This is a genomic window from Acinetobacter sp. YH12098, from assembly GCF_013419235.1.
Taxonomy (GTDB): Bacteria; Pseudomonadota; Gammaproteobacteria; order Pseudomonadales; family Moraxellaceae; genus Acinetobacter; species Acinetobacter amyesii.
In genome coordinates this window covers 45883-65363 of sequence record NZ_VPAO01000022.1, presented here as the reverse complement: position 1 = coordinate 65363, position 19481 = coordinate 45883, and the positions used below count along the sequence as shown (strand labels likewise).

16 protein-coding genes, 1 rRNA gene and 2 pseudogenes are annotated in these 19481 nt (G+C 40.3%); 8 read left to right on the top strand and 11 right to left on the bottom strand.

The features are described 5' to 3' along the window. Positions 1-113: ribosomal RNA gene (locus FTU38_RS09025) — 16S ribosomal RNA — on the bottom strand; the annotation flags it as partial. A gap of 457 nt (positions 114-570) precedes the next feature. Between FTU38_RS09025 and FTU38_RS09020 the strand changes: the two are divergent. After that, positions 571-808: pseudogene (locus FTU38_RS09020) on the top strand (IS4 family transposase); the annotation flags it as partial. A gap of 111 nt (positions 809-919) precedes the next feature. Here the strand turns inward: FTU38_RS09020 and FTU38_RS09015 are convergent. Next, positions 920-2539, bottom strand: a complete 1620-nt coding sequence (locus FTU38_RS09015) for an oleate hydratase (protein ID WP_004883953.1) — start codon at positions 2537-2539, stop codon at positions 920-922. 383 nt (positions 2540-2922) lie between these two features. Here FTU38_RS09015 and FTU38_RS09010 point away from each other — a divergent pair. Further along, positions 2923-4013, top strand: a pseudogene (locus FTU38_RS09010) (IS4-like element ISAba33 family transposase). Positions 4014-4257: 244 nt separating this feature from the next. On the opposite strand, the gene FTU38_RS09005 reads toward FTU38_RS09010, so the two are convergent. Beyond that, a complete protein-coding gene (locus FTU38_RS09005; protein ID WP_180111016.1) occupies positions 4258-4530 on the bottom strand; it encodes a hypothetical protein in 273 nt (90 codons plus the stop codon). Positions 4531-4755: 225 nt separating this feature from the next. Here FTU38_RS09005 and FTU38_RS09000 point away from each other — a divergent pair, with 225 nt between their 5' ends. Next, positions 4756-5397 (top strand): YitT family protein, encoded by a 642-nt coding sequence (locus FTU38_RS09000; protein ID WP_162689805.1) that lies wholly within the window; start codon positions 4756-4758, stop codon positions 5395-5397. Positions 5398-5892: 495 nt separating this feature from the next. On the opposite strand, the gene tyrS is transcribed toward FTU38_RS09000, so the two are convergent. Beyond that, positions 5893-7125, bottom strand: a complete 1233-nt coding sequence (gene tyrS, locus FTU38_RS08995) for a tyrosine--tRNA ligase (RefSeq protein ID WP_171262600.1) — start codon at positions 7123-7125, stop codon at positions 5893-5895. Positions 7126-7188: 63 nt separating this feature from the next. On the opposite strand from tyrS, the gene FTU38_RS08990 reads away from it, so the two are divergent. Next, positions 7189-8316: an anhydro-N-acetylmuramic acid kinase gene (locus tag FTU38_RS08990; protein WP_078189534.1), complete on the top strand. Its 1128-nt coding sequence runs from the start codon at positions 7189-7191 to the stop codon at positions 8314-8316. A gap of 99 nt (positions 8317-8415) precedes the next feature. Here FTU38_RS08990 and FTU38_RS08985 read toward each other — a convergent pair whose 3' ends face one another. The 3 genes from FTU38_RS08985 to purE all read right to left on the bottom strand — a co-directional run bounded on the left by FTU38_RS08985 (position 8416) and on the right by purE (position 12081). Next, positions 8416-9702, bottom strand: coding sequence for a lytic murein transglycosylase (locus tag FTU38_RS08985; RefSeq protein ID WP_180111015.1), 1287 nt, complete (start codon positions 9700-9702; stop codon positions 8416-8418). A 728-nt stretch (positions 9703-10430) separates the two neighbouring features. Continuing rightward, positions 10431-11552: a 5-(carboxyamino)imidazole ribonucleotide synthase gene (locus FTU38_RS08980; protein ID WP_078194467.1), complete on the bottom strand. Its 1122-nt coding sequence runs from the start codon at positions 11550-11552 to the stop codon at positions 10431-10433. Between the two features lie 16 nt (positions 11553-11568). Continuing rightward, positions 11569-12081 carry a 5-(carboxyamino)imidazole ribonucleotide mutase gene (purE, locus tag FTU38_RS08975; RefSeq protein ID WP_078189531.1) on the bottom strand — a complete coding sequence of 171 codons (513 nt, stop codon included), beginning with the start codon at positions 12079-12081 and terminating at the stop codon, positions 11569-11571. Positions 12082-12296: 215 nt separating this feature from the next. Here purE and FTU38_RS08970 point away from each other — a divergent pair, with 215 nt between their 5' ends. Further along, entirely contained in the window at positions 12297-12641 is a 345-nt protein-coding gene (locus tag FTU38_RS08970) for a hypothetical protein (protein WP_228157220.1), read from the top strand. A 129-nt stretch (positions 12642-12770) separates the two neighbouring features. Here FTU38_RS08970 and FTU38_RS08965 read toward each other — a convergent pair whose 3' ends face one another. Beyond that, entirely contained in the window at positions 12771-13109 is a 339-nt protein-coding gene (locus FTU38_RS08965; RefSeq protein WP_180050955.1) for a DMT family protein, read from the bottom strand. Between the two features lie 274 nt (positions 13110-13383). Between FTU38_RS08965 and mpl the strand changes: the two genes are divergently transcribed. Continuing rightward, positions 13384-14748, top strand: a complete 1365-nt coding sequence (gene mpl / locus FTU38_RS08960; RefSeq protein ID WP_180106614.1) for a UDP-N-acetylmuramate:L-alanyl-gamma-D-glutamyl-meso-diaminopimelate ligase — start codon at positions 13384-13386, stop codon at positions 14746-14748. Between the two features lie 61 nt (positions 14749-14809). On the opposite strand, the gene FTU38_RS08955 is transcribed toward mpl, so the two are convergent. From FTU38_RS08955 to FTU38_RS08945, 3 genes are all read right to left on the bottom strand, one after another. After that, a complete protein-coding gene (locus FTU38_RS08955; RefSeq protein WP_180050952.1) occupies positions 14810-15280 on the bottom strand; it encodes a BLUF domain-containing protein in 471 nt (156 codons plus the stop codon). A gap of 601 nt (positions 15281-15881) precedes the next feature. Continuing rightward, positions 15882-16208, bottom strand: a complete 327-nt coding sequence (locus tag FTU38_RS08950) for a GNAT family N-acetyltransferase (protein WP_257224328.1) — start codon at positions 16206-16208, stop codon at positions 15882-15884. 313 nt (positions 16209-16521) lie between these two features. Next, positions 16522-16827 carry a GNAT family N-acetyltransferase gene (locus FTU38_RS08945; protein ID WP_347269446.1) on the bottom strand — a complete coding sequence of 102 codons (306 nt, stop codon included), beginning with the start codon at positions 16825-16827 and terminating at the stop codon, positions 16522-16524. 134 nt (positions 16828-16961) lie between these two features. Here FTU38_RS08945 and FTU38_RS08940 point away from each other — a divergent pair, with 134 nt between their 5' ends. Further along, positions 16962-18155, top strand: coding sequence for a sugar transporter (locus tag FTU38_RS08940; protein ID WP_180111014.1), 1194 nt, complete (start codon positions 16962-16964; stop codon positions 18153-18155). Between the two features lie 302 nt (positions 18156-18457). Then, entirely contained in the window at positions 18458-19423 is a 966-nt protein-coding gene (locus tag FTU38_RS08935) for a TerC family protein (protein WP_180111013.1), read from the top strand. Positions 19424-19481: the final 58 nt, after the last annotated feature.

Genomic DNA, 19481 nt, shown 5'->3' with positions numbered 1-19481 from the left:
ACTCACCCGTCCGCCGCTAGAAATCGGTAGCAAGCTACCTATTCCCGCTCGACTTGCATGTGTTAAGCCTGCCGCCAGCGTTCAATCTGAGCCATGATCAAACTCTTCAGTTTAAAATCAATAGTACATATAGTGTACCAATCTTGGCTCATCAATTACTGACAAAAATTTGCTCAAATAAACTTCGAGTAATTTCTACCATTAATCAATGAAAATAATTTCGATCGATCAATCAGTAAAAATCCACACAAGTTGTTCTTCATAATCTCTTAATGATCTTTCTAACATCTCGTCAATGCTAGAAGCTGGACTTCGATAAACTCAACAATTCAACGCTTCGCGTTTCGTTCGTTTCCGTCTATCTCGTCGGTATGGGGTGCATTCTAGAGCATTTCAGAATCATTGCAACCCCCAATTCACTATATTTTTCACGTATGTATTTTTTATAAGCGTTTTTGCTAAAAAAATTGCACTTTTACCTATTTTTTAAGCATTTTTTCTTTGTACACGACAAAAAAAGATAACTCATTGAAATAATGGTATAGTAGTTGTTTTCTGACGACGAATATGATGACACATTTCAATGAGTTACATCTCATCTTAAACAAATATCTAAAGTGGAACAAGTCACATGCAAAATGTTTTACACTGATTATGCTTGCATTAATTGTAAAAACAGACATGTAATCTTTCTTCTGCATCTAAAGCCTTACCCATCAAGTGCTTACCACAATCATTTTATCGACGTATACAACGCTTCTTTGCAGATCAGTATTTCGATTGTTACCCATACATAACATCCCTATTATGATGGATAACGTGTGGCATCCCTGCCACACTCGTGTATCCAAACGTTGCTTAAATTAAACTATGTAATAGTGGCGACATAAAGGTGCTCTTATCGCTATATATTAAAAACTTAGTGGAACACTGTTTCTAAAGCTTTTAAACCCACTTTGGGATCAAGTAGACCGTTGTAAATTTCAGGGATTTCACGTTCCACCCCAAAAAATTCATAAATGGCAAGCATCGCCCCACGAACTGAATATTCCACAGTAAAGACCACGTCATCTTCAATTTCCACAAACTGTCCAAGGAAAGCAAAGTTTTGTGAGCCTTGTGGAATTACCTGTGGACGATCCCCCGGTTTACGGCAGGCGAATAGGGCAGAGGCGTATGGCATCATGGCGGTAGTAACATCAGTCGTTGCCAAAACATGATCTAAAATGTCGTCAAAACCGAGCTGTTTAATCAGTTCTGTTAGGATTTCTTGCCCCGTGGCTTCGGACATTGGTTTTTTGATGTAATCGCCTATATGGTCAATTTGGAAACCGTAGCCCCATAAGGTATATAAACCTTCAGGTAAGTCGGCAAAGTGTGGCTGTGCAGGAACCACGATGGATAAATGCCAACCCGACTCATACCAAGTCATGAGTGCGCCTGTGCCTGGTTCATTGCCTGTATAGTCAATAATACGTTTAAGTAGCACGTCATCTTTCATGGTCAGAGTGAAAGACTCCCACTTATGTTCATCGACATTGCCATAAAAAGTCATTGGACGGCCAAAGTCTGGGGCTTTTTGTGCCAGCGTTTCCCAAAGCGTCCAGCCATGATCTTCTCGATGACGAATAAGGGCAGGCACGTCATGATTACCGCCATAACGTGAGTCTGCTGTAATAGAGCCTAAAGTGAAAATAGCTAAATCATTGGCTTTCAGATTAATTTGCTCTGAGCCTTCAGGCAATTGTACATATAGGCGTGAAGCGTAGCGTTCTTGAGTTTCAGCATTGGTAATGAAGTCTGCATCTGTGACATAGTGTCCAAAACGCACATCGACGCCTTGTGCGACTAACCAACGCTGTAGGGGCAGAATCATCGAGTCATATTGGTTGTACTTGGTACGTTTCACACCCGCTAAGGTATGAATGCGTGGCAATTCTTGAATAAAACGCAAGAAATAGCGTCTTAACTCTGCTGCACTGTGCCATTTTTGAAAAGCGAAAGTCGTGCGCCACATGCGCCAGAAATTGGTTTCAAAAAAGGTTTCATCAAAAAACTCATCAATGCGGCGACTGCCAATTTTTTCTTCTTTTGAAGCTAATAGGCGCAGCATCTGTGCACGATGTAGCGTATTCAGACCAAGCTTTGCTGCATCCGCAATGACATGTTCGGCATCAATCAACCGTGCATTGGCGTGGGTTTTCACTTTTTCATTAAACTCACGACATTCTTCACGCACCGAAATGTCTGGATTTTCCAAAGATGGAATACTGGAAAATAAGTCCCATAGGCACAAATAAGTTTCATCGGTCAGCATTCGCCCACCACGTGTTACCCAAGCTTGCGCGGCATGCGGTGTATGTCCACCATCCATCGAACCACCTGAAATATCGAGTTCTTCTAAAATATGGATATTTTTGGCAGGGACTTTGGCATCACGGATTGCAAATGCAGCAGCAGCCATACCTGCGATACCACCACCAATAATCCAAAGATGGGACTGTTGCGCGTCTAATGGGGTGCGCTTCTTATTTTGCATGGTTCACCTTTAATTATGATGTTAAAAATTATGAAGTAAAAAAATTGGTTTAGAAAAACCTTAAAAATAGTATGTCTTTTTATATATGAAAAATGTATGAAATGGGAAGCAATCCCCTCATTATATTTTGTAATCAAAAATAGACGTATGATGGCTATTTTTAATACACATTTGTCTTTTTATTAAAATTGAATATGATCTAAATAATTGATGTTAATGTTTATTGTTGAGTAATTGCTCTATTGTTGTTTTCACTATGCCGTATGCTAAATTTCTTTAAAAATAGGCTTTTTATTTATCATTAAAAAATATCTTTGTACACGACAAAAAAAGATAACTCATTGAAATAATGGCATAGTACTTGTTTTCTGACGACGAATATGATGACACATTTCAATGAGTTACATCTCATCTTAAACAAATATCTAAAGTGGAACAAGTCACATGCAAAATGTTTTACACTGATTATGCTTGCATTAATTGTAAAAACAGACATGTAATCTTTCTTCTGCATCTAAAGCCTTACCCATCAAGTGCTTACCACAATCATTTTATCGACGTATACAACGCTTCTTTGCAGATCAGTATTTCGATTATCGTCAAATTTCTCAGTTAATTTTCAATATATTTTCATTCGATAAAGTCCAATTAACTTTGGATAGAACTAATTGGAAATGGGAAAACGAGATATTAATATCTTGATGTTAGCCATCGTCTATCGTGGAATAGCGATACCTATTGTTTGGACATTGCTCAATAAACGTGGAAATTCAGATACAAAAGAGCGTATTGCTTTGATTCAACGCTTTATCTCCATTTTTGGTAAAGATCGTATTGTGAATGTGTTTGCAGACAGAGAATTTATCGGTGAGAAATGGTTTACATGGTGAATTGAAAATGACATTAACTTCTGTATACGTGTTAAAAAAACTTTATTGTGACCAATCACTTAGCCAAGAATCATAAAATTAGTGATTTATTTCGTCATCTTCAAGTTGGTCAAACTGAATGTCGTAAACGACGTATTTGGGTTGGTCGAGTGAAACTGTATATTAGTGCGCTGCGATTAGAAGATGGAGAACTTTTACTTGTTGTTTCTCCTATGTTTAATGCTTCTGCTATTCGTGATTATGCATTACGCTGGGAAATCGAAACGTTATTTAGTTGTCTCAAAGGACGTGGATTCAATCTTGAAAATACTCGTTTAACAGACCCTAGACGAGTCAAGAAATTGATAGCAGTGCTAGCTATCGGTTTCTGTTGGTGCTATTTAACAGGTGAATGGCAACATGATCGGAAAAAAGCGATAAAAATAAAGAAGCATGGACGACTTTCAGTAAGTTTATTTCGCTACGGTTTGGACTATGTTCAAATGGCTATTCTACGTTTGATTGGTTTTGGAAAAAAAGAAGAATTTAAGAAAGTGCTAGCAATTTTAAGAAAGAAAAAGCCTGATAGGACAAGGATCCTATGAAATTTGTCGTGTACAGAGGCATTTTTTATAAATTTTTAGCAAATAGTCGATATTTAATTAAGTAAATTTCTTATATCTAGCAAATCTTTTTCAGCGCTTTTAAATCTAATAAAAGTAGCTTTGATTATTTATTGATCATTAGTCTACTTTTCTTCCTCAAAGCACATCATTTTTTTCTGTCATCACACCGATTCAAGCTTTATAGACATTTTTTTGCGTGCATTTTTATATTTCCAAGCATTTTTTAACGTTCAAATGCTAAATGTTGCATGACTTCCAAGATGACTTGTTGCTTTCCACGGAAATCCTCGGCAGAAAATAGCAGCTTGGCACGTCGAGGGAGTTGTTCTCGTACCAATGCAAATAGTTGGTACTGTGCTGCGATATCCAAATCATGTAATTGTTGCTGCGCCTCACAAAATAATGCTCGCTTATACTGTGTAGTTTGGTAGTCAAATAAATATCTCAAGATTCGATCAATCTGTTCATCATGATTATCGGTATTGTAATACGCCATGTTGTTGCTCTTTTTTGATTTTTGACCATTGTTCCATAAGGCCTGTTTTTGCAAAAATCATTTTAATTACATGCTTAGTCATTTTTGCTGATAAAAATACAGCCTATTTTATTTGAATAATCACTATTAACGATCACAGTCATAAAAAGCCACTATTTTTGGGCTTTAGACGCATAGAGCGCAGGCTGCGTTTTACGTACACTCTTTTTATTTTTTAGGTGCAGGATGCCAACACAGTTTTTTCCACGCTTATTCTTACTATTAGGCGGATTAGGATTTTTGGCTTTTGGTGTCGTACTCTCTATACATTCAAATTTAGGGACATCCCCTATTTCCTCGGTGCCCTATAGCTTTAGCTATATCTTTCCTCTCACCGTCGGCACATTAACAGTATTAATGCATATCGTCATGATCCTGCTGCAAATGCTGATCTTAAAATCACGCTTTCAATGGATACAGTGGCTGCAATTACCCGTGGGAATTTTGTTTGGTGCATTTATTGACGGTTTAATGTGGCTGACCCAAGGCTGGAGCATAGAAAGTTACCCACTTCAACTCCTAGCTTGCTTGGCAAGTTGCCTGATTACTGCTTTAGGTGTGAGCTTAGTGGTCAAAGCCAGTCTAGTCCTCTTGGCCGCAGAAGGTCTCTATCAAGCCATTGCTGTTCGTTATCGCCTTGATTTTGGCAACTGTAAAACCTATGGCGACATCCTCTTGGTCAGTATTGCGGTTATCAGCAGTTGGCTGGTCTTACATCAAGTCATCGGAGTCCGTGAAGGCACCATTATTACCGCACTTTTAGTGGGAACATTAGTTAAGCGGATCTTACCTAAATTAAGCTTCATTCAATTTGGCCCTAAGCCCTAAAATAAAACTCAATGAACATCTATCTGAGTAAACACATTTTAAAGCTCGATTGAATCGGGCTTTTTTCTGGAGCGATTAAAGTCTTTAATACAGAAATAAATGTGATTTTTGAAAGGAATAACTCAATTTTACAAATAAAAAAGGGAAAGATCTCTCCCAAAATCTTTCCCTTAGAATTGAATCTTTAGTCGATCCATCGTGTAGTTATTATAGTTATTTGTTAACTCACTAAAAAAAAGAGTCCCTTGGGGAAGAGACTTATAAAAAGTGGAGTTATGATTATGTACCCTCTAGATGGTATATATATCTCTCTAGATGAATAAATCTTATACATAAAATTCGAGAAATGCAACACATTTGGCAAAATTTAAGTGTTGTTTTTATAAGGTTTTTTTTGAATTTGCTTATTTATATTATTAATATATTAATTGGTAAAAAAAAGCAGGCCGAAGCCTGCTTTTAATTCAATAACTTAACTAAAAATTCAAGAATTTATTAGTCGGTAAAAGTTACTTTTGCGATCGCTTTTTTGCTCGCTTGGATAATCAAAGTTTTGTTTTCTGACACAGCATAACCTGCATCAACCACTTCCCAATCCACTTTCACCGCGCCACGACCAATTGCATCTTTTGCTTGAGCTGCATTTTTAGTCAAACCCGCTTCACGCAAAATAGAAGTAATGAAAATCTCACCACCAAATGCGCCACGAGAAATCGTCACTTCTGGTGTACCTTCTGGAAGTTCACCTTCAGTAATCAAGTTACCTGCGCCTTTGTGCGCATTTGCTGCAGCTTCTGCTCCATGGAAACGCTCAACCAATTCAAGTGCAAGAATTTTCTTCACTTCTTGTGGGTTACGGCCTTCAGCCACTTCTTTGAGCAACTGTTGAATTTCTTCAATCGATTTAAAGCTCAATAAGTCAAAGTAACGTTCGATCAAATCATCTGGCATTGACAGCACTTTTTGGTACATCGCACCCGGTGCATCAAAGACTGCAATATAGTTACCCAAAGATTTAGACATTTTATTTACGCCGTCTAAACCTTCAAGAATCGGCACAGTAATGCACACTTGAGACTCTTGGTCATAACGGCTTTGTAATGTACGACCCATCAGCAAGTTAAAGGTTTGGTCTGTACCCCCCAACTCTACATCCGCTTCTAGTGCAACTGAGTCATAACCTTGTACCAATGGATATAAAAACTCGTGAATCGCAATCGGTTGATGACTGTTATAACGTTTAGTGAAGTCATCACGTTCCAACATACGTGCCACAGTTTGCTGTGAAGCCAACTGAATCAAGTCAGCAGCAGTTTTTTGACCAAACCACTCTGAGTTAAACACAACTTTAGTTTTCGCAGGGTCAAGAATCTTAAATACTTGTTCTTGATACGTTTTAGCATTTTCTAAAACTTTTTCACGAGACAACGGCGGACGCGTAGCGCTCTTACCCGTTGGGTCACCGATCATGGCTGTATAGTCACCAATCAGGAAGTAAACTTCATGACCTAAATCTTGGAAAACTTTTAATTTATTAATCAGAACCGTATGACCTAAATGTAAATCAGGTGCAGTCGGGTCAAAACCCGCTTTAATTTTTAATGGGCGATTCTGCTTTAATTTCTTAAGAAGATCTTCTTCAGAAATAATCTCATGTGTGCCTCGTTGAATGAGGGCAAGTTGTTCTTCAGCCGGCAGGAAATTTGACATCACAAAATCCAAATAGATCAGTTATACAATTTGTGCGATATACTAACACTTTTTCAGCACATTGCAGGCTTAAGAATCATCATGACAGCGATCTACATTGGGGTAATGACCGGCACAAGCATGGATGGTGTCGATATTGTTGCTGCTTCTTTTGATCCTTTAGAGATTCATGCGACGCTCACACTTCCCTTTGACCCAGACCTTCGTGATGAACTAATGGCTCTCACCTTGCCTGATGACAACGAAATTGATCGTATGGGTAAGGCAGACGTTGCTTTAGCTCAAATGATCGGTCATGGCATCAATGAGTTGATCGAGAAGAATCAGCTAGATCGTAGTCAAATCAAGGCGATTGGCTCACATGGACAAACCATTCGCCACCGCCCTGAACATGGTTTTACCCTGCAAATTGGCGACCCCAATATTATTACCGAACTCACTAAAATCCCGGTGATTTCAGACTTCCGCCGCCGTGATATGGCTGCGGGTGGTCAAGGCGCACCTTTAGTTCCTGCGTTCCATCAAGCGCTTTTCCAACATGACACCATTCACCGTGTGATTTTAAACTTGGGTGGCATTGCCAATGTCAGCATGTTACCTGCGGGTAAACCTGAAGATGTCTATGGCTTTGATACAGGCCCTGCCAACATTTTAATGGATGCATGGTGCGAACGTTATACTGGTCAGCCCTATGATGAAAATGGGAACTGGGCAGCTTATGGTCAACCTATTCGCAGTCTGCTCGACCGCTTACAAGCACATGAGTTTTTCTCTAAAGAACCGCCAAAAAGCACAGGTCGTGAAGACTTCAATCTAGAATGGTTAGATGAACAGATTCTCGATTGGCGTGGAGATCTCGAATATGACGAACTCGAAGATACGCCAGAAAACATTCAAGCAACCTTAATGAAACTCACCACACGTGCCATTAAAAAAGCCATTTACCGTTCTGATATGGATACTGGTGAAGTCTATGTATGCGGTGGTGGTGCATACAATTCGCACCTATTAGAGCAACTGCGCTGGCGTTTACGTAAACATGAATGGACGGTACAAAGTACCGCCGATTTAGGCTTAAGCCCAACATGGGTGGAAGCCACAGCCTTTGCTTGGTTGGCGATGCGCTTTGTCAATCAGCTTAGTGCAAATTTACCAAGTGTGACTGGTGCTGCTGGCTATCGTATCTTAGGTACAATCACTGCGGTTTAAGAGTCAAAAACATATAAAAAAGGTCTGCAATTGCAGACCTTTTTTATATAGACAAGCTTTTATATAGATTAACTACTATATACAAAGCATAGCTCAAACTTAATTCATCATTGCCTTGGCATGTTCATTACGAAAAGCCCGTAAAATCTGCTGTCCCGCCCGACCTGTTGGGCTTAAACCCAGTCGATTTTGCTCTTGTCGAATGGCTTGACGGGTTTTATCTCCAATTAATCCATCCACTTTACCAATGTCATAGCCACGGTTAAGTAAAAATTGTTGAATCTCACGTCGTTCCGCACGTGAAGTCCCAGGATCATCGGTTGGCCATGTCGTACTAAAGCCACCCTTGCCTTGTAAGCGATCGGATAAATGCGCAATCGCTAATGCATAACTTTCTGCGGCATTGTAGCTGTAGATTGCATCGAAATTTTTAAACACCAAGAATACAGGCCCACTTGCCCCAGCCGGTGCCATTAATCCAGCTTGGCTCGATCCAGAAAGGTTACCTTGAATTAACGGCGTGCCATCGGCACGCTGCAAACCACGATTCATCCAGCTATCTAATGACTTTTTATTACGCCGACTTTCACCACTGATCGACATTCCTTCTGGAATTTTTACTTCAAAGCCCCACGGCTGACCAGTTTGCCAACCACGCTTTTTCAGGAAGTTGGCTGTAGATGCCAACGCATCCGTGGTACTCGACACCAAATCACGGCGGCCATCACCATCAAAATCGACGGCCAGTTCTTCATAAGTGCTCGGCATAAATTGGGTATGACCAAATGCACCTGCCCACGAACCTTTCAATTGAGATTCATTTAAATCACCACGCTGCAAAATCCGCATGGCTGCAAAAAACTCGCCACGGAAATAGCTTTGACGGCGTCCTTCACAACTTAAAGTGCCCAATGACTGTAATAAAGGATAGCTACCCGCAATATCACCAAAATTACTCTCCACACCCCAAACCGCGACCACGGTTTCAGCAGGCACACCATAAGCCGCTGCGACACGGTTTAATACATCACGATGCTGCGCCAATTTCTGCTGACCCAGTTGTACACGCTCTTCATCTACCAGACCGGACAGATAGTCCCAAATCGGAGTTGAAAACTCAGGCTGATAGTTGAGCTTTTCAATCACAGAATAATCAGGTGTTAAATTTTGTGTATAGCGATCATAAGTGGATGCACTCACACCAGCATTCATTGCTTGCGAGCGCAAATTGGCTAAACAACCTTGAAAGTTATTTTGTGGTGAAATGCTGCTTGTTGTAGGAATGCTCGACGCATTGACAGACTGACCATTAATAATCAACTCGGCATTTGCCTGAGTTATTGCCAAAAAAGCAGTCCCGAAAACAAATCCTAAGTGATGCTTCATACCCTAGATCTTTTTTGAATTTAAATTGTTGCTTTAACAATAGCAGCTCAAAGCAAAAGTTAAAGGTTCAAAACGTAAATTTAAATTCATATTTTCTACTTATTTAAATTCATTTTTAAAATTTGAATTCAAAAGTAGTTATCCACAACCCAACTTTAAATTCATTACAAACCAAACACCGGTTTAAATTTAAATTCAAAACTTTTAAATTTAAAGATAAATTAGGTGCATAAAAAATTATCCACAAATGCAAAATAGGGTAAAAATTCATTTTTATTATTAATAATCAAAATATTATAGGTTTTAAAATATACTCCCTATAGATCCAATAAGTCTGAGCAACTTTTAAATTCAAATTTTAAATTTAAACACGGCGAAATGAATTCATTTTTTCAAATTTGAATTCATAAACTTTGAATTCATTTTTTTCGTATAAGATTTTTTGAATTCAAATTCATAGTTTGAATTTAAAAACACAATTTGAATTCAAAACGCTTTGGTTATTTTTGATTTTGATTCACACACATCGCAGGCTATTGATACACAAAAAATCATACGAAGATTAACGCAGAATATTTATAAACGAATGACCACTTTGTAATCAAAGGTTTCTTATCGTTTCACCGATAAGCGGTGTGATTTTGCAAAGAGGCGCAATGATGCCCGAACTATAGCGATAAAAAAAGCGGCCATGTGCATGACCGCTTTTTTATCATTCAAACACAGGTTTAAATGGTCATATCTTCGCTAAGTGCCAGTGGATTCGGCAAAATTTTCGCCAAAGCACGGCATAAAGCTGTTAATTCTGCAGTATCGTTCGGCATTAATGTGATGTGACCGATTTTGCGACCTTCACGCTCTGTTTTGTTATACAGATGCAAATGTGCGCCATTCAGTGCCAATACATCTTCAGACTTCGGATGTTGGCCAATGATGTTTACCATGACCGTTGGACGAACAACTTCAGTTGAACCCAAAGGTAGACCTGCTACAGCACGAATGTGGTTTTCAAATTGTGAACACACTGCGCCTTCAATCGACCAATGCCCCGAGTTATGCACACGTGGCGCCATCTCATTGGCATATAAGCCTTTATCCGTCACAAAAAGCTCTAGCGTCAAAACACCGACATAATTCAAATGATTGAGCAGGCGAGTAATGTAATCTTGCGCAACTGGTTGTAAGTCTGCACTGTTTGGTGCAGGCACAATCGAATGCGACAAAATGCCGTTGTGGTGGTGGTTTTCCGCCAATGGCCATGTTTTCACATCACCATCTTGACCACGCACCGCAATGATTGAGACTTCACGTGAGAAGGTTACAAAGCTTTCCGCGATCAATTCACCTGCAGGGCCTAGTTCAGCCCATGCTTGATCCATTTGCTCAGCGCTACGTAGCACAAATTGACCTTTACCGTCATAACCGCCACGCGATGTTTTCAGTACGATGGGTAAACCCAACTCAGCAACAGCAGCTTGTAAACCCTCGAAAGATGTCACGGCCTTATAAGGTGCAACTGGGATAGCCAATTCATCAAACAAAGCTTTTTCAGACAAACGATGCTGTGCAATCGCTAAAGCTTGGCGCGGTGGGTGCAATGCTTTGTTCTTAGTCAACACATCAACATCTGCTAACGGAGTATTTTCAAACTCTAAGCTGAAAACATCTGCGCTCTGAATGAAATCTTGCAAACCATTTTCAGCTTGAGTCGAAATCACTGGACCCAGCGCTGCAGAAGGGCACTCAGTACTCGCTTCAAAGAAGGTGCATTGAATGTTTAAAGGCAATGCCGCTTGCGCCATCATGCGACCCAACTGGCCACCACCAAAAATACCAATGGTTTTATCCATGAGAAATGCCCCTTAATTAAGCTTGACCCGGAATATTTTTACTCGCCACTTTATCGGTTTGCGCAGCGCGGAAATCTGCAACATTTTTTGCGATTTCAGGACGCGTTAAACCTAAAATTTGTGCCGCCATGATCGCTGCATTGGTCGCACCCGCTGGGCCAATCGCCAAAGTACCAACTGCAATACCTGCTGGCATTTGCACGATAGACAGTAATGAATCCACGCCGTTTAAAATTGATGATTTTACCGGTACGCCAAGTACAGGCAGGTCAGTCTTTGCTGCGCACATGCCTGGCAAATGTGCTGCACCGCCAGCACCGGCAATAATCACTTGAATACCACGATCACGTGCGGTTTCAGCATATTCGAATAATCGATCTGGAGTTCGGTGTGCAGATACAACTTCCGCTTCAAATGGGACGCCAAGCTGTTTCAGCATATTGGCAGTGTTTTCTAGCGTTGCCCAATCCGATTGAGAACCCATGATAATTCCAACGAGAGGAGTGTCTTGTGAAGCGGCCGCATTCATTGCAATGTTTCCAGAGATTAAAGTAAGAGAGAGTAAATCTCGACTAGAGCCAAGCTTTAATAAGAGCCCCATATTATAGACTGAAAATTCATCTCAATAAAATTTAACGGTTGTCTTTAAAGAGAAAACTCCATAATATTTTTATAAAATTATTTTTATTTTTTTCAATTTTATAAAAACTTTTATTAAATCAATATTTATAAGACACTTTAAAGATGAAACAGATCTTCATCCTGCTCACTTTAGCCTTAAGCTCTCAGAGTTTTGCCCAACTGGTTCAACTCAATACCAGCCAATTTGAAATAGAATTTAACCTCTTACAGAAACAAAAAGGCTATAACAGCCAGATTAAGAGTAATGGCTACATCCACGAAAAATTTTTAGTCACTGGCAAATCGATCATTGATGAACGTGAGTCGTTCAAGATGACAGGCTATTACAAAGCAGATGATGGCCGTGATAACATGTATTCAATTTCAGAATATCGTGTGTATTGTGATGACCAAAGCTTTGGTTTTGCACTCATGGACTTTGAAGCAGACGGTCAAAGACTGTACTAACCAATGAGAGTGATTATGCCTTTGACTATGAAGATCCAACTCCACGAGACCGTGAGTTTAGTAAAGTCCTCAAAAATGCCTGCAAACACGCCTCACTTAAATGATCAGAGCCATGCAGCATTGGATCAGTTAAGCACTGCGAAACACGAAATAGACACATCCAAAAAGGCATAAACCTGCCCACAAATAGTCCAACTTAAAGGTTTGTTTAAAAAGGAAAATCATAAATGGAACGAAGACCAATAGCGTCACGACTTCTTGTGTGATTTTCATTTGACCCAAAGACCACCCATGTTTGGCCAACAGTCGCGTTGCTGGGATCATAAAACTATATTCGAGTAATGCTATAGCCCATCCAAATAAAATCGCTTGCCAGAGCGGCGCATCATGTAGAAATTTCAGATGTCCATACCAGGCCAAAGTCATAAAACAGTTGGAGATAATCAATAAAAATAGGGCAAGTGACATAAGCAATCAAGATCGCAAAAAATTGCGCTTATTGTACGTTTTTCATCATGATTTCGCGCCTATTTTCCGTGTTTTTATCCTCAAGAAAATTGCGTACATTTGATCAGTTACGTGCTCAATCTTTTTGCACGATCTCATACAAAAAAATCTATCTTTTCGCTAAGACCCTTGCTATGGTTGCTCTCAAATGAAATTAACCTTTTCAACCAAATCTATAATGACAACACCACAATAACAAAGTGATGTGTCGATAAAAGCAGTGGAGTTAGAACGAATGCATCTGCATATCTTGGGTATTTGTGGCACCTTTATGGGTTCATTGGCGCTCTTGGCGCGTGATTTAGGACATAAGGTGACGGGTTCAGACCAAAACGTTTACCCACCAATGTCTACCCAATTGGAAAATGCAGGCATTACCTTAATGCAAGGCTATGACCGTAGCCACCTTCAACCACACCCAGATCTCGTGATTGTCGGCAATGCAATGAAACGTGGCATTGATGCAGTGGAATACATGCTGAACGAAGGCCTGCCTTATATTTCTGGCCCACAGTTCCTTGCAGACCACGTGCTACAAGGTAAACATGTCTTAGGTGTTGCAGGCACCCATGGTAAAACGACAACAACGACCATGCTCGCTTGGGTCCTCGATCAAGCAGGTTTAGAACCAGGCTTTTTGATTGGCGGTGTGCCATTGGGTTTCACTGAGAGTGCACGTTTAGGCGGTGGAAAATACTTCTGTGTAGAAGCCGATGAATACGATTCTGCATTCTTCGACAAACGTTCGAAGTTCGTGCATTATCATCCAAAAACGGCGATTTTAAATAACCTTGAATTTGACCATGCCGATATCTTCGATGACTTGGCGGCGATTCAAAAGCAATTCCATCATCTGGTTCGTACTATTCCAAGTGAAGGCCGTATCATTGCGCCCATCACAGAGACAAATATTGATGAAGTCTTGGAAATGGGCTGCTGGACACCTGTAGTGCGTACATCTTTAGATGCCAATGACAAATCTGAGCTGTATGCAGAGCAATTGTCTGCTGACGGTTCACATTTCAAAGTGCTTCAGCATGGTGTCGTGAAAGGCGAAGTCAAATGGAATATGACTGGGCAACACAGTGTAGCCAATGCTTTGGCAACCATTGCTGCGGCTGAACATGTCGGTGTTTCGATTGAAACGGCGTGTGAGGCGCTTTCGAACTTTGGTGGTGTAAAACGTCGTATGGAACTTTTGGGTACCGTACGTGGCGTTGAAGTTTATGACGACTTTGCACATCACCCAACTGCAATTGATACCACACTGGAAGGTGCACGTAAGCGCTTGGGTGAACGTAAGCTTTGGGCGGTAATCGAGCCACGTTCTAATACCATGCGCATGGGTAGCCATAAAGATGGGCTTGCACATTCTGCACGCTTAGCAGATGAAGTGATTTGGTATCAACCTGAAGGTTTGGATTGGGATTTACAACCTGTGATTGAAGCTGCTGCGAATAAAGCTGTGGTGGCTCGTTCACTGGATGAGATCATTCAAACCATCGTAAGCGAGGCAGGCGAGGGCGATGCTGTGGTGATTATGTCGAATGGCGGTTTTGGTGGTTTACATCAGAAGTTGATCAGTGCATTAAAAGCCTAAACCCACTAGATAAAATAAAAAAAAGCCCGCTGCGCGGGCTTTTTTTTTATTCACACTCAGCTTAAAAATAATGCTGATAGCCTCGGTTTTTATAGCCTAAATCCAGCTTAACCGGCTGTTCAACATTCTCTAATCTTAACAATGTCGTTAAAAACGCCTGAATTTGTTCTAGATTGAGCACGTCGGGTTGAAAGCTTGAATATCCAAAGCGCTGAAACAAACTAGCAATTTCACTATGTCGGTTGACATATTTCATCGACCATTTTGAAAAATCGATTTGATCAATATTTTGATCAGGATAACGCACAATATCCCTATGGCGAGTATCTTTCGCAATATGCTGAAAAAGCTGTTCGAGAGCCGCTTGCTCACCTTGCAGGCATTGGAAGAACCGGCCTTCGGCATAGTACAGCACGCCAAAAATACGCTGTTCGTTATTGAAGCTGCGGGCTCTTACCAAAATATCACTTAAATCTTGTATTAAATCAAATTGTTGTTCTACACGTGTACTGGCATAACAGAGTTGTATCATTGTGTTTATTCTTAAAGTATTTGCACGATTTTAACGTAGAAAGCGCTACAGGATGAGTAAATATTTGTATATTTTTTAATCAAATGTGCTTTTTAACTTACAACACAAAACCAAGATCACGTATACCGATATCACCTTCATTTTTTTAAACTTATACATATTAAAACAATGAAATTATTTCCATTTGAAGATGAATAAAGAGGCCGACCATGCTTAAAAATTTACTCATTTTTTTATCGATCACTTGTGTATATTTTGCTGCCTTGATCATACTGAATAATTTTGGCGTTTCAGATTTTTTTAATGTCGTTATTTGCTCATTTATTTTAGGAATAACACTGCGCACAGTGATTCCTCACTATCTTATTTATTTACTAATGATGATGACCATTGGCAGTATTTATTTCGTGCTGAATGATTTTGCTTTATTAAATATCATGTGTTTAAGCTTGGTTTTAGGAATATTGATCTGCTCGATTTTGTTACAATTGTGGCCACATATCGTCAAAACACCATCAACGGTGTTGAAACTCAAGCTCAATTGAGCACAAAGCAGTTTTTAAATTTTCATACTGATAAAACGCCCGCATCGCGGGCTTTTTTAGGCTTGAACATCGGCTAATGTCTTGTCTCGGCGAAACATCACCTCTACATAAGAACAGGTTGGAATAATTATTAAGTGTTTCTCACGAGCGAATTCCACCAAATGATCCAATAGTACACGAGCAACCCCTTGCCCACGTAAGGAATCATCTACCCACGTGTGATTTGCCACAATGCTGTGTTCATCACGCCATAGATAACTCATTTCTGCGAGGCGTACACCCTCAGCATTTAACTGAAAAAATTCACCTTTTTGACCATTATCTTGATGTTGCATAGTCACTGTTTTTTCTTCCTTTTTATGAAAAAATACACCGTGTAACAAACGAGAAAGTGATTGGTACAGAACTTAAACGACCTATATTCAACTGTAGGTGATAATAAATCCGTACACCTTTCACATTAATTAAAAAACAATTAAATCACACTTGCCGGATATTTTTATTATGGACCTTTATCTTGTCGCTATCTTTGTATTGCTCATTGCTGCAGCATGCTTGGTTGTATCGCTGTATAAATCACGATCTTAATTCAACTTCACAACTAGATTTCAAATAAAACAGCCTGATTGCAATACCATCAGGCTGTTTTTATTTATCCAAATGATTAATTCACATCACGCTATACAATTTAGCGTATTAGCGTAGAACATCACGAATCGATTCATCTTTATCAAATACAGATTTTGCAAAAGGGCAGAGCGGAATAATTTTCACGTTCTTTTCCCGAGCAAAATTCACTGCTGCATCGAGGAGATGTCGTCCAACACCTTGGCCTCGCAAGCTGTCACTGACATCGGTATGATCAATAATAAATTTATCATCGCCTGCCCATGAGTAAGTCATCTCTGCCAAACGCTCCCCATCTTGCTCAACAAAGAAAGCTCCTTTTTTTTGATCATCATCTTGTTGTACAAACATCTTAAATTTCCTCCATTTTTTTATAAATTGGCATGTAATGCAGGTCAACTCTGTTGTTTTTGTATTAATTTAAACCGCATGTACAGGGCTTAAATCGGTTCCTGCTTGTGTATAGAGCATAGTAAAATATGCCACTTTTTTTTTATTTGAAGACACTCATGTCTGCCTCTCCCTCCGAAACGGCTTCTTCTGGCTCTTGGACAGCTGTGATTGCTTTGGCTTTCGCAGCATTTATTTTTAATACCACTGAATTTGTACCTGTCGCGTTGCTCAGCGATATTGGCAAAACCTTTAATTTAGCCGCGACCGATGTCGGCATCATGATTACGCTGTATGCATGGGTGGTTGCGCCGATTTCTTTGCCGATCATGTTATTGACCAAAAATATTGAACGTCGCTCGCTCCTGATTTGCTTATTTATGGTGTTTATTGTCAGCCATATTCTGTCGTATTTCGCATGGAGCTTTAATACTTTATTGCTCAGTCGAATCGGCATTGCTTTCTCGCATGCACTTTTTTGGTCCATTACTGCGTCGCTGGCAGTTCGTGTTGCGCCGAAAGGCAAAGAATTTCAGGCCTTGGGTCTTTTGGCCACAGGCACAGCTTTGGCAATGGTTCTCGGTATTCCGTTTGGGCGGATGGTTGGAGAAGCCTATGGTTGGCGAAATACCTTTGCTCTGATTGGCATTGGCGCCAGTATCGTATGCCTGATTTTAGCCAAAACGCTGCCAATACTGCCGAGTTTGAACTCAGGTTCACTGAGCAGCCTAAAACAGTTTATTCACCGTCCAAGCTTAATGATGGTCTTTGCATTAATCATTATCGTCATTAGCGCGCAATTTACCGCATATAGCTATATCGAACCGTTCTCGCTCAACATTGCTGCATTTAACTCCATGCAAACCACCACGTTGTTATTAATCTTTGGTGCAGCAGGCTTTCTAGGTTCTTATCTCTTTGGGAAATTTGGTGGGAAATATCCTAAAGTTGCGATTCCTTTGAGTACAGCCATACTGGCTTTATCGATGCTGCTGTTGCTTCCATTTTCTTTGAGTTTTGCAGGTGTGAGTGCGGTGTGCCTACTATGGGGCATGAGTATCATTGGATTTAGTCTCGCATTACAGTCAAAGACACTACATCTCGCATCCGACGCCACCGATGTCGCCATGGCTATCTATTCAGGACTTTATAATGTAGGGATTGGCGGTGGTGCACTCTTGGGCGGCATGGTCAGTGTACATTTCGGTTTGAGTTATATTGGCGTGATCGGAGGAATCATCGCGGTGATCGGCACACTTTTAGCCTTAGCGTTGGTACACCGTGGTGATTTTAATCCTCCCGTGACACATTAAATGAATTCGTAAATTGCTGATTGCACTTTGAACTAAAAACTGTCATGCTTTGCCGCATATTTGGACAGTGTCCAAAACAAAATTTGAACAAGGGGAGTAGCCTCCTCCAAACGTAAACCTTGTTTTACGTGTCAGAATATCGTCATTACACTTTGCAAAAAGTCGGTATCTGAGCATCGCTGCTGAAAATCATTACAGTACGATGTAGGCAAGACCTTGATCATGTTGTCTCAGGCGTTTTATTTCGTCTGGCAACTGGTCGAGGTTTTTTTATGGCTGGTTGTTAGATGTGGAGAATACACATGGAAACGATTGGCTCTTTATGGCTATATCTGGCATTTTTCGGTTTAGTCACCATCATGCTACTCATCGACTTTTTAGGCTTTAAAAATAACAAAGGCCAAGAAATCAAAGTCAAAACCGCTGCCTATTGGAGTATTGCATGGGTCTCTGTGGCTACCTTATTCGGTGGTGCATTGTGGCTCTACTTACAGCAAACCGCTGGTGTCGCTGTTGCAAACACCAAAGTCATGGAATATTTCGCTGGTTATCTGCTCGAAAAATCACTTGCAATTGATAACGTTTTTGTCTGGCTCATGATTTTTGCAGCCTTTGCCATTCCACCTGCTTTGCAGCGCAAACTGTTACTCTACGGTGTCCTCGGTGCAATTGTACTACGTACTATCTTTATTTTTATTGGGGCATGGTTCGTTCAAGAATTCTCTTGGGTACTGTACTTCTTCGGTGCGTTCTTGGTGTATACCGGCTTTAAATTCCTTAAGGGTTCAGACGAAGACGACAAAGATATCGAAGATATGGCGATTTTGAAGTGGCTACGTAAACACATGCGTATTACTCCTCAAATGCATAAAGATAAATTCTTCGTTCGTCAAAATGGTGTCTTGTGGGCAACGCCGCTCTTTTTAGTGTTGATCTTGGTTGAAGCATCGGACGTCATTTTTGCGGTTGACTCAATCCCAGCGATCTTTGCGGTTACCTCTGACCCATTCATTGTACTGACTGCAAACTTAATGGCGATTTTAGGTCTACGTGCTATGTTCTTCCTCTTATCCGGTGCTGCATCGAAAATGCATTACTTACCGTATGGTCTGGGCATTATCCTCGTGTTTATTGGCGCTAAAATGCTGTTGCTCGATGTGTTCCACATGCCAATTTGGATTTCACTCGGCTTTATTGTAGTGACCTTAGCCATCACTGCGTGGTTATCGATCCGACACAGCAAGAAGTACCATGAAACCACACTATAAAACGCTTAGATAAATAAAAGCCTTCTTTTCGAGAAGGCTTTTTATTCTGACACGAAGC

What these genes read in the sequence shown, in the direction of transcription:
- FTU38_RS09015 (WP_004883953.1), bottom strand. Translation starts at nt 2,539, where the DNA reads ATGCAAAATAAGAAGCGCACCCCATTAGACGCGCAACAGTCCCATCTT.
- FTU38_RS09000 (WP_162689805.1), top strand. Translation starts at nt 4,756, where the DNA reads ATGCCAACACAGTTTTTTCCACGCTTATTCTTACTATTAGGCGGATTA.
- FTU38_RS08970 (WP_228157220.1), top strand. Translation starts at nt 12,297, where the DNA reads ATGAAACAGATCTTCATCCTGCTCACTTTAGCCTTAAGCTCTCAGAGT.
- FTU38_RS08985 (WP_180111015.1), bottom strand. Translation starts at nt 9,702, where the DNA reads ATGAAGCATCACTTAGGATTTGTTTTCGGGACTGCTTTTTTGGCAATA.
- FTU38_RS09005 (WP_180111016.1), bottom strand. Translation starts at nt 4,530, where the DNA reads ATGGCGTATTACAATACCGATAATCATGATGAACAGATTGATCGAATC.
- mpl (WP_180106614.1), top strand. Translation starts at nt 13,384, where the DNA reads ATGCATCTGCATATCTTGGGTATTTGTGGCACCTTTATGGGTTCATTG.
- FTU38_RS08980 (WP_078194467.1), bottom strand. Translation starts at nt 11,552, where the DNA reads ATGGATAAAACCATTGGTATTTTTGGTGGTGGCCAGTTGGGTCGCATG.
- FTU38_RS08940 (WP_180111014.1), top strand. Translation starts at nt 16,962, where the DNA reads ATGTCTGCCTCTCCCTCCGAAACGGCTTCTTCTGGCTCTTGGACAGCT.
- purE (WP_078189531.1), bottom strand. Translation starts at nt 12,081, where the DNA reads ATGAATGCGGCCGCTTCACAAGACACTCCTCTCGTTGGAATTATCATG.
- FTU38_RS08990 (WP_078189534.1), top strand. Translation starts at nt 7,189, where the DNA reads ATGACAGCGATCTACATTGGGGTAATGACCGGCACAAGCATGGATGGT.
- FTU38_RS08965 (WP_180050955.1), bottom strand. Translation starts at nt 13,109, where the DNA reads ATGTCACTTGCCCTATTTTTATTGATTATCTCCAACTGTTTTATGACT.
- FTU38_RS08955 (WP_180050952.1), bottom strand. Translation starts at nt 15,280, where the DNA reads ATGATACAACTCTGTTATGCCAGTACACGTGTAGAACAACAATTTGAT.
- FTU38_RS08935 (WP_180111013.1), top strand. Translation starts at nt 18,458, where the DNA reads ATGGAAACGATTGGCTCTTTATGGCTATATCTGGCATTTTTCGGTTTA.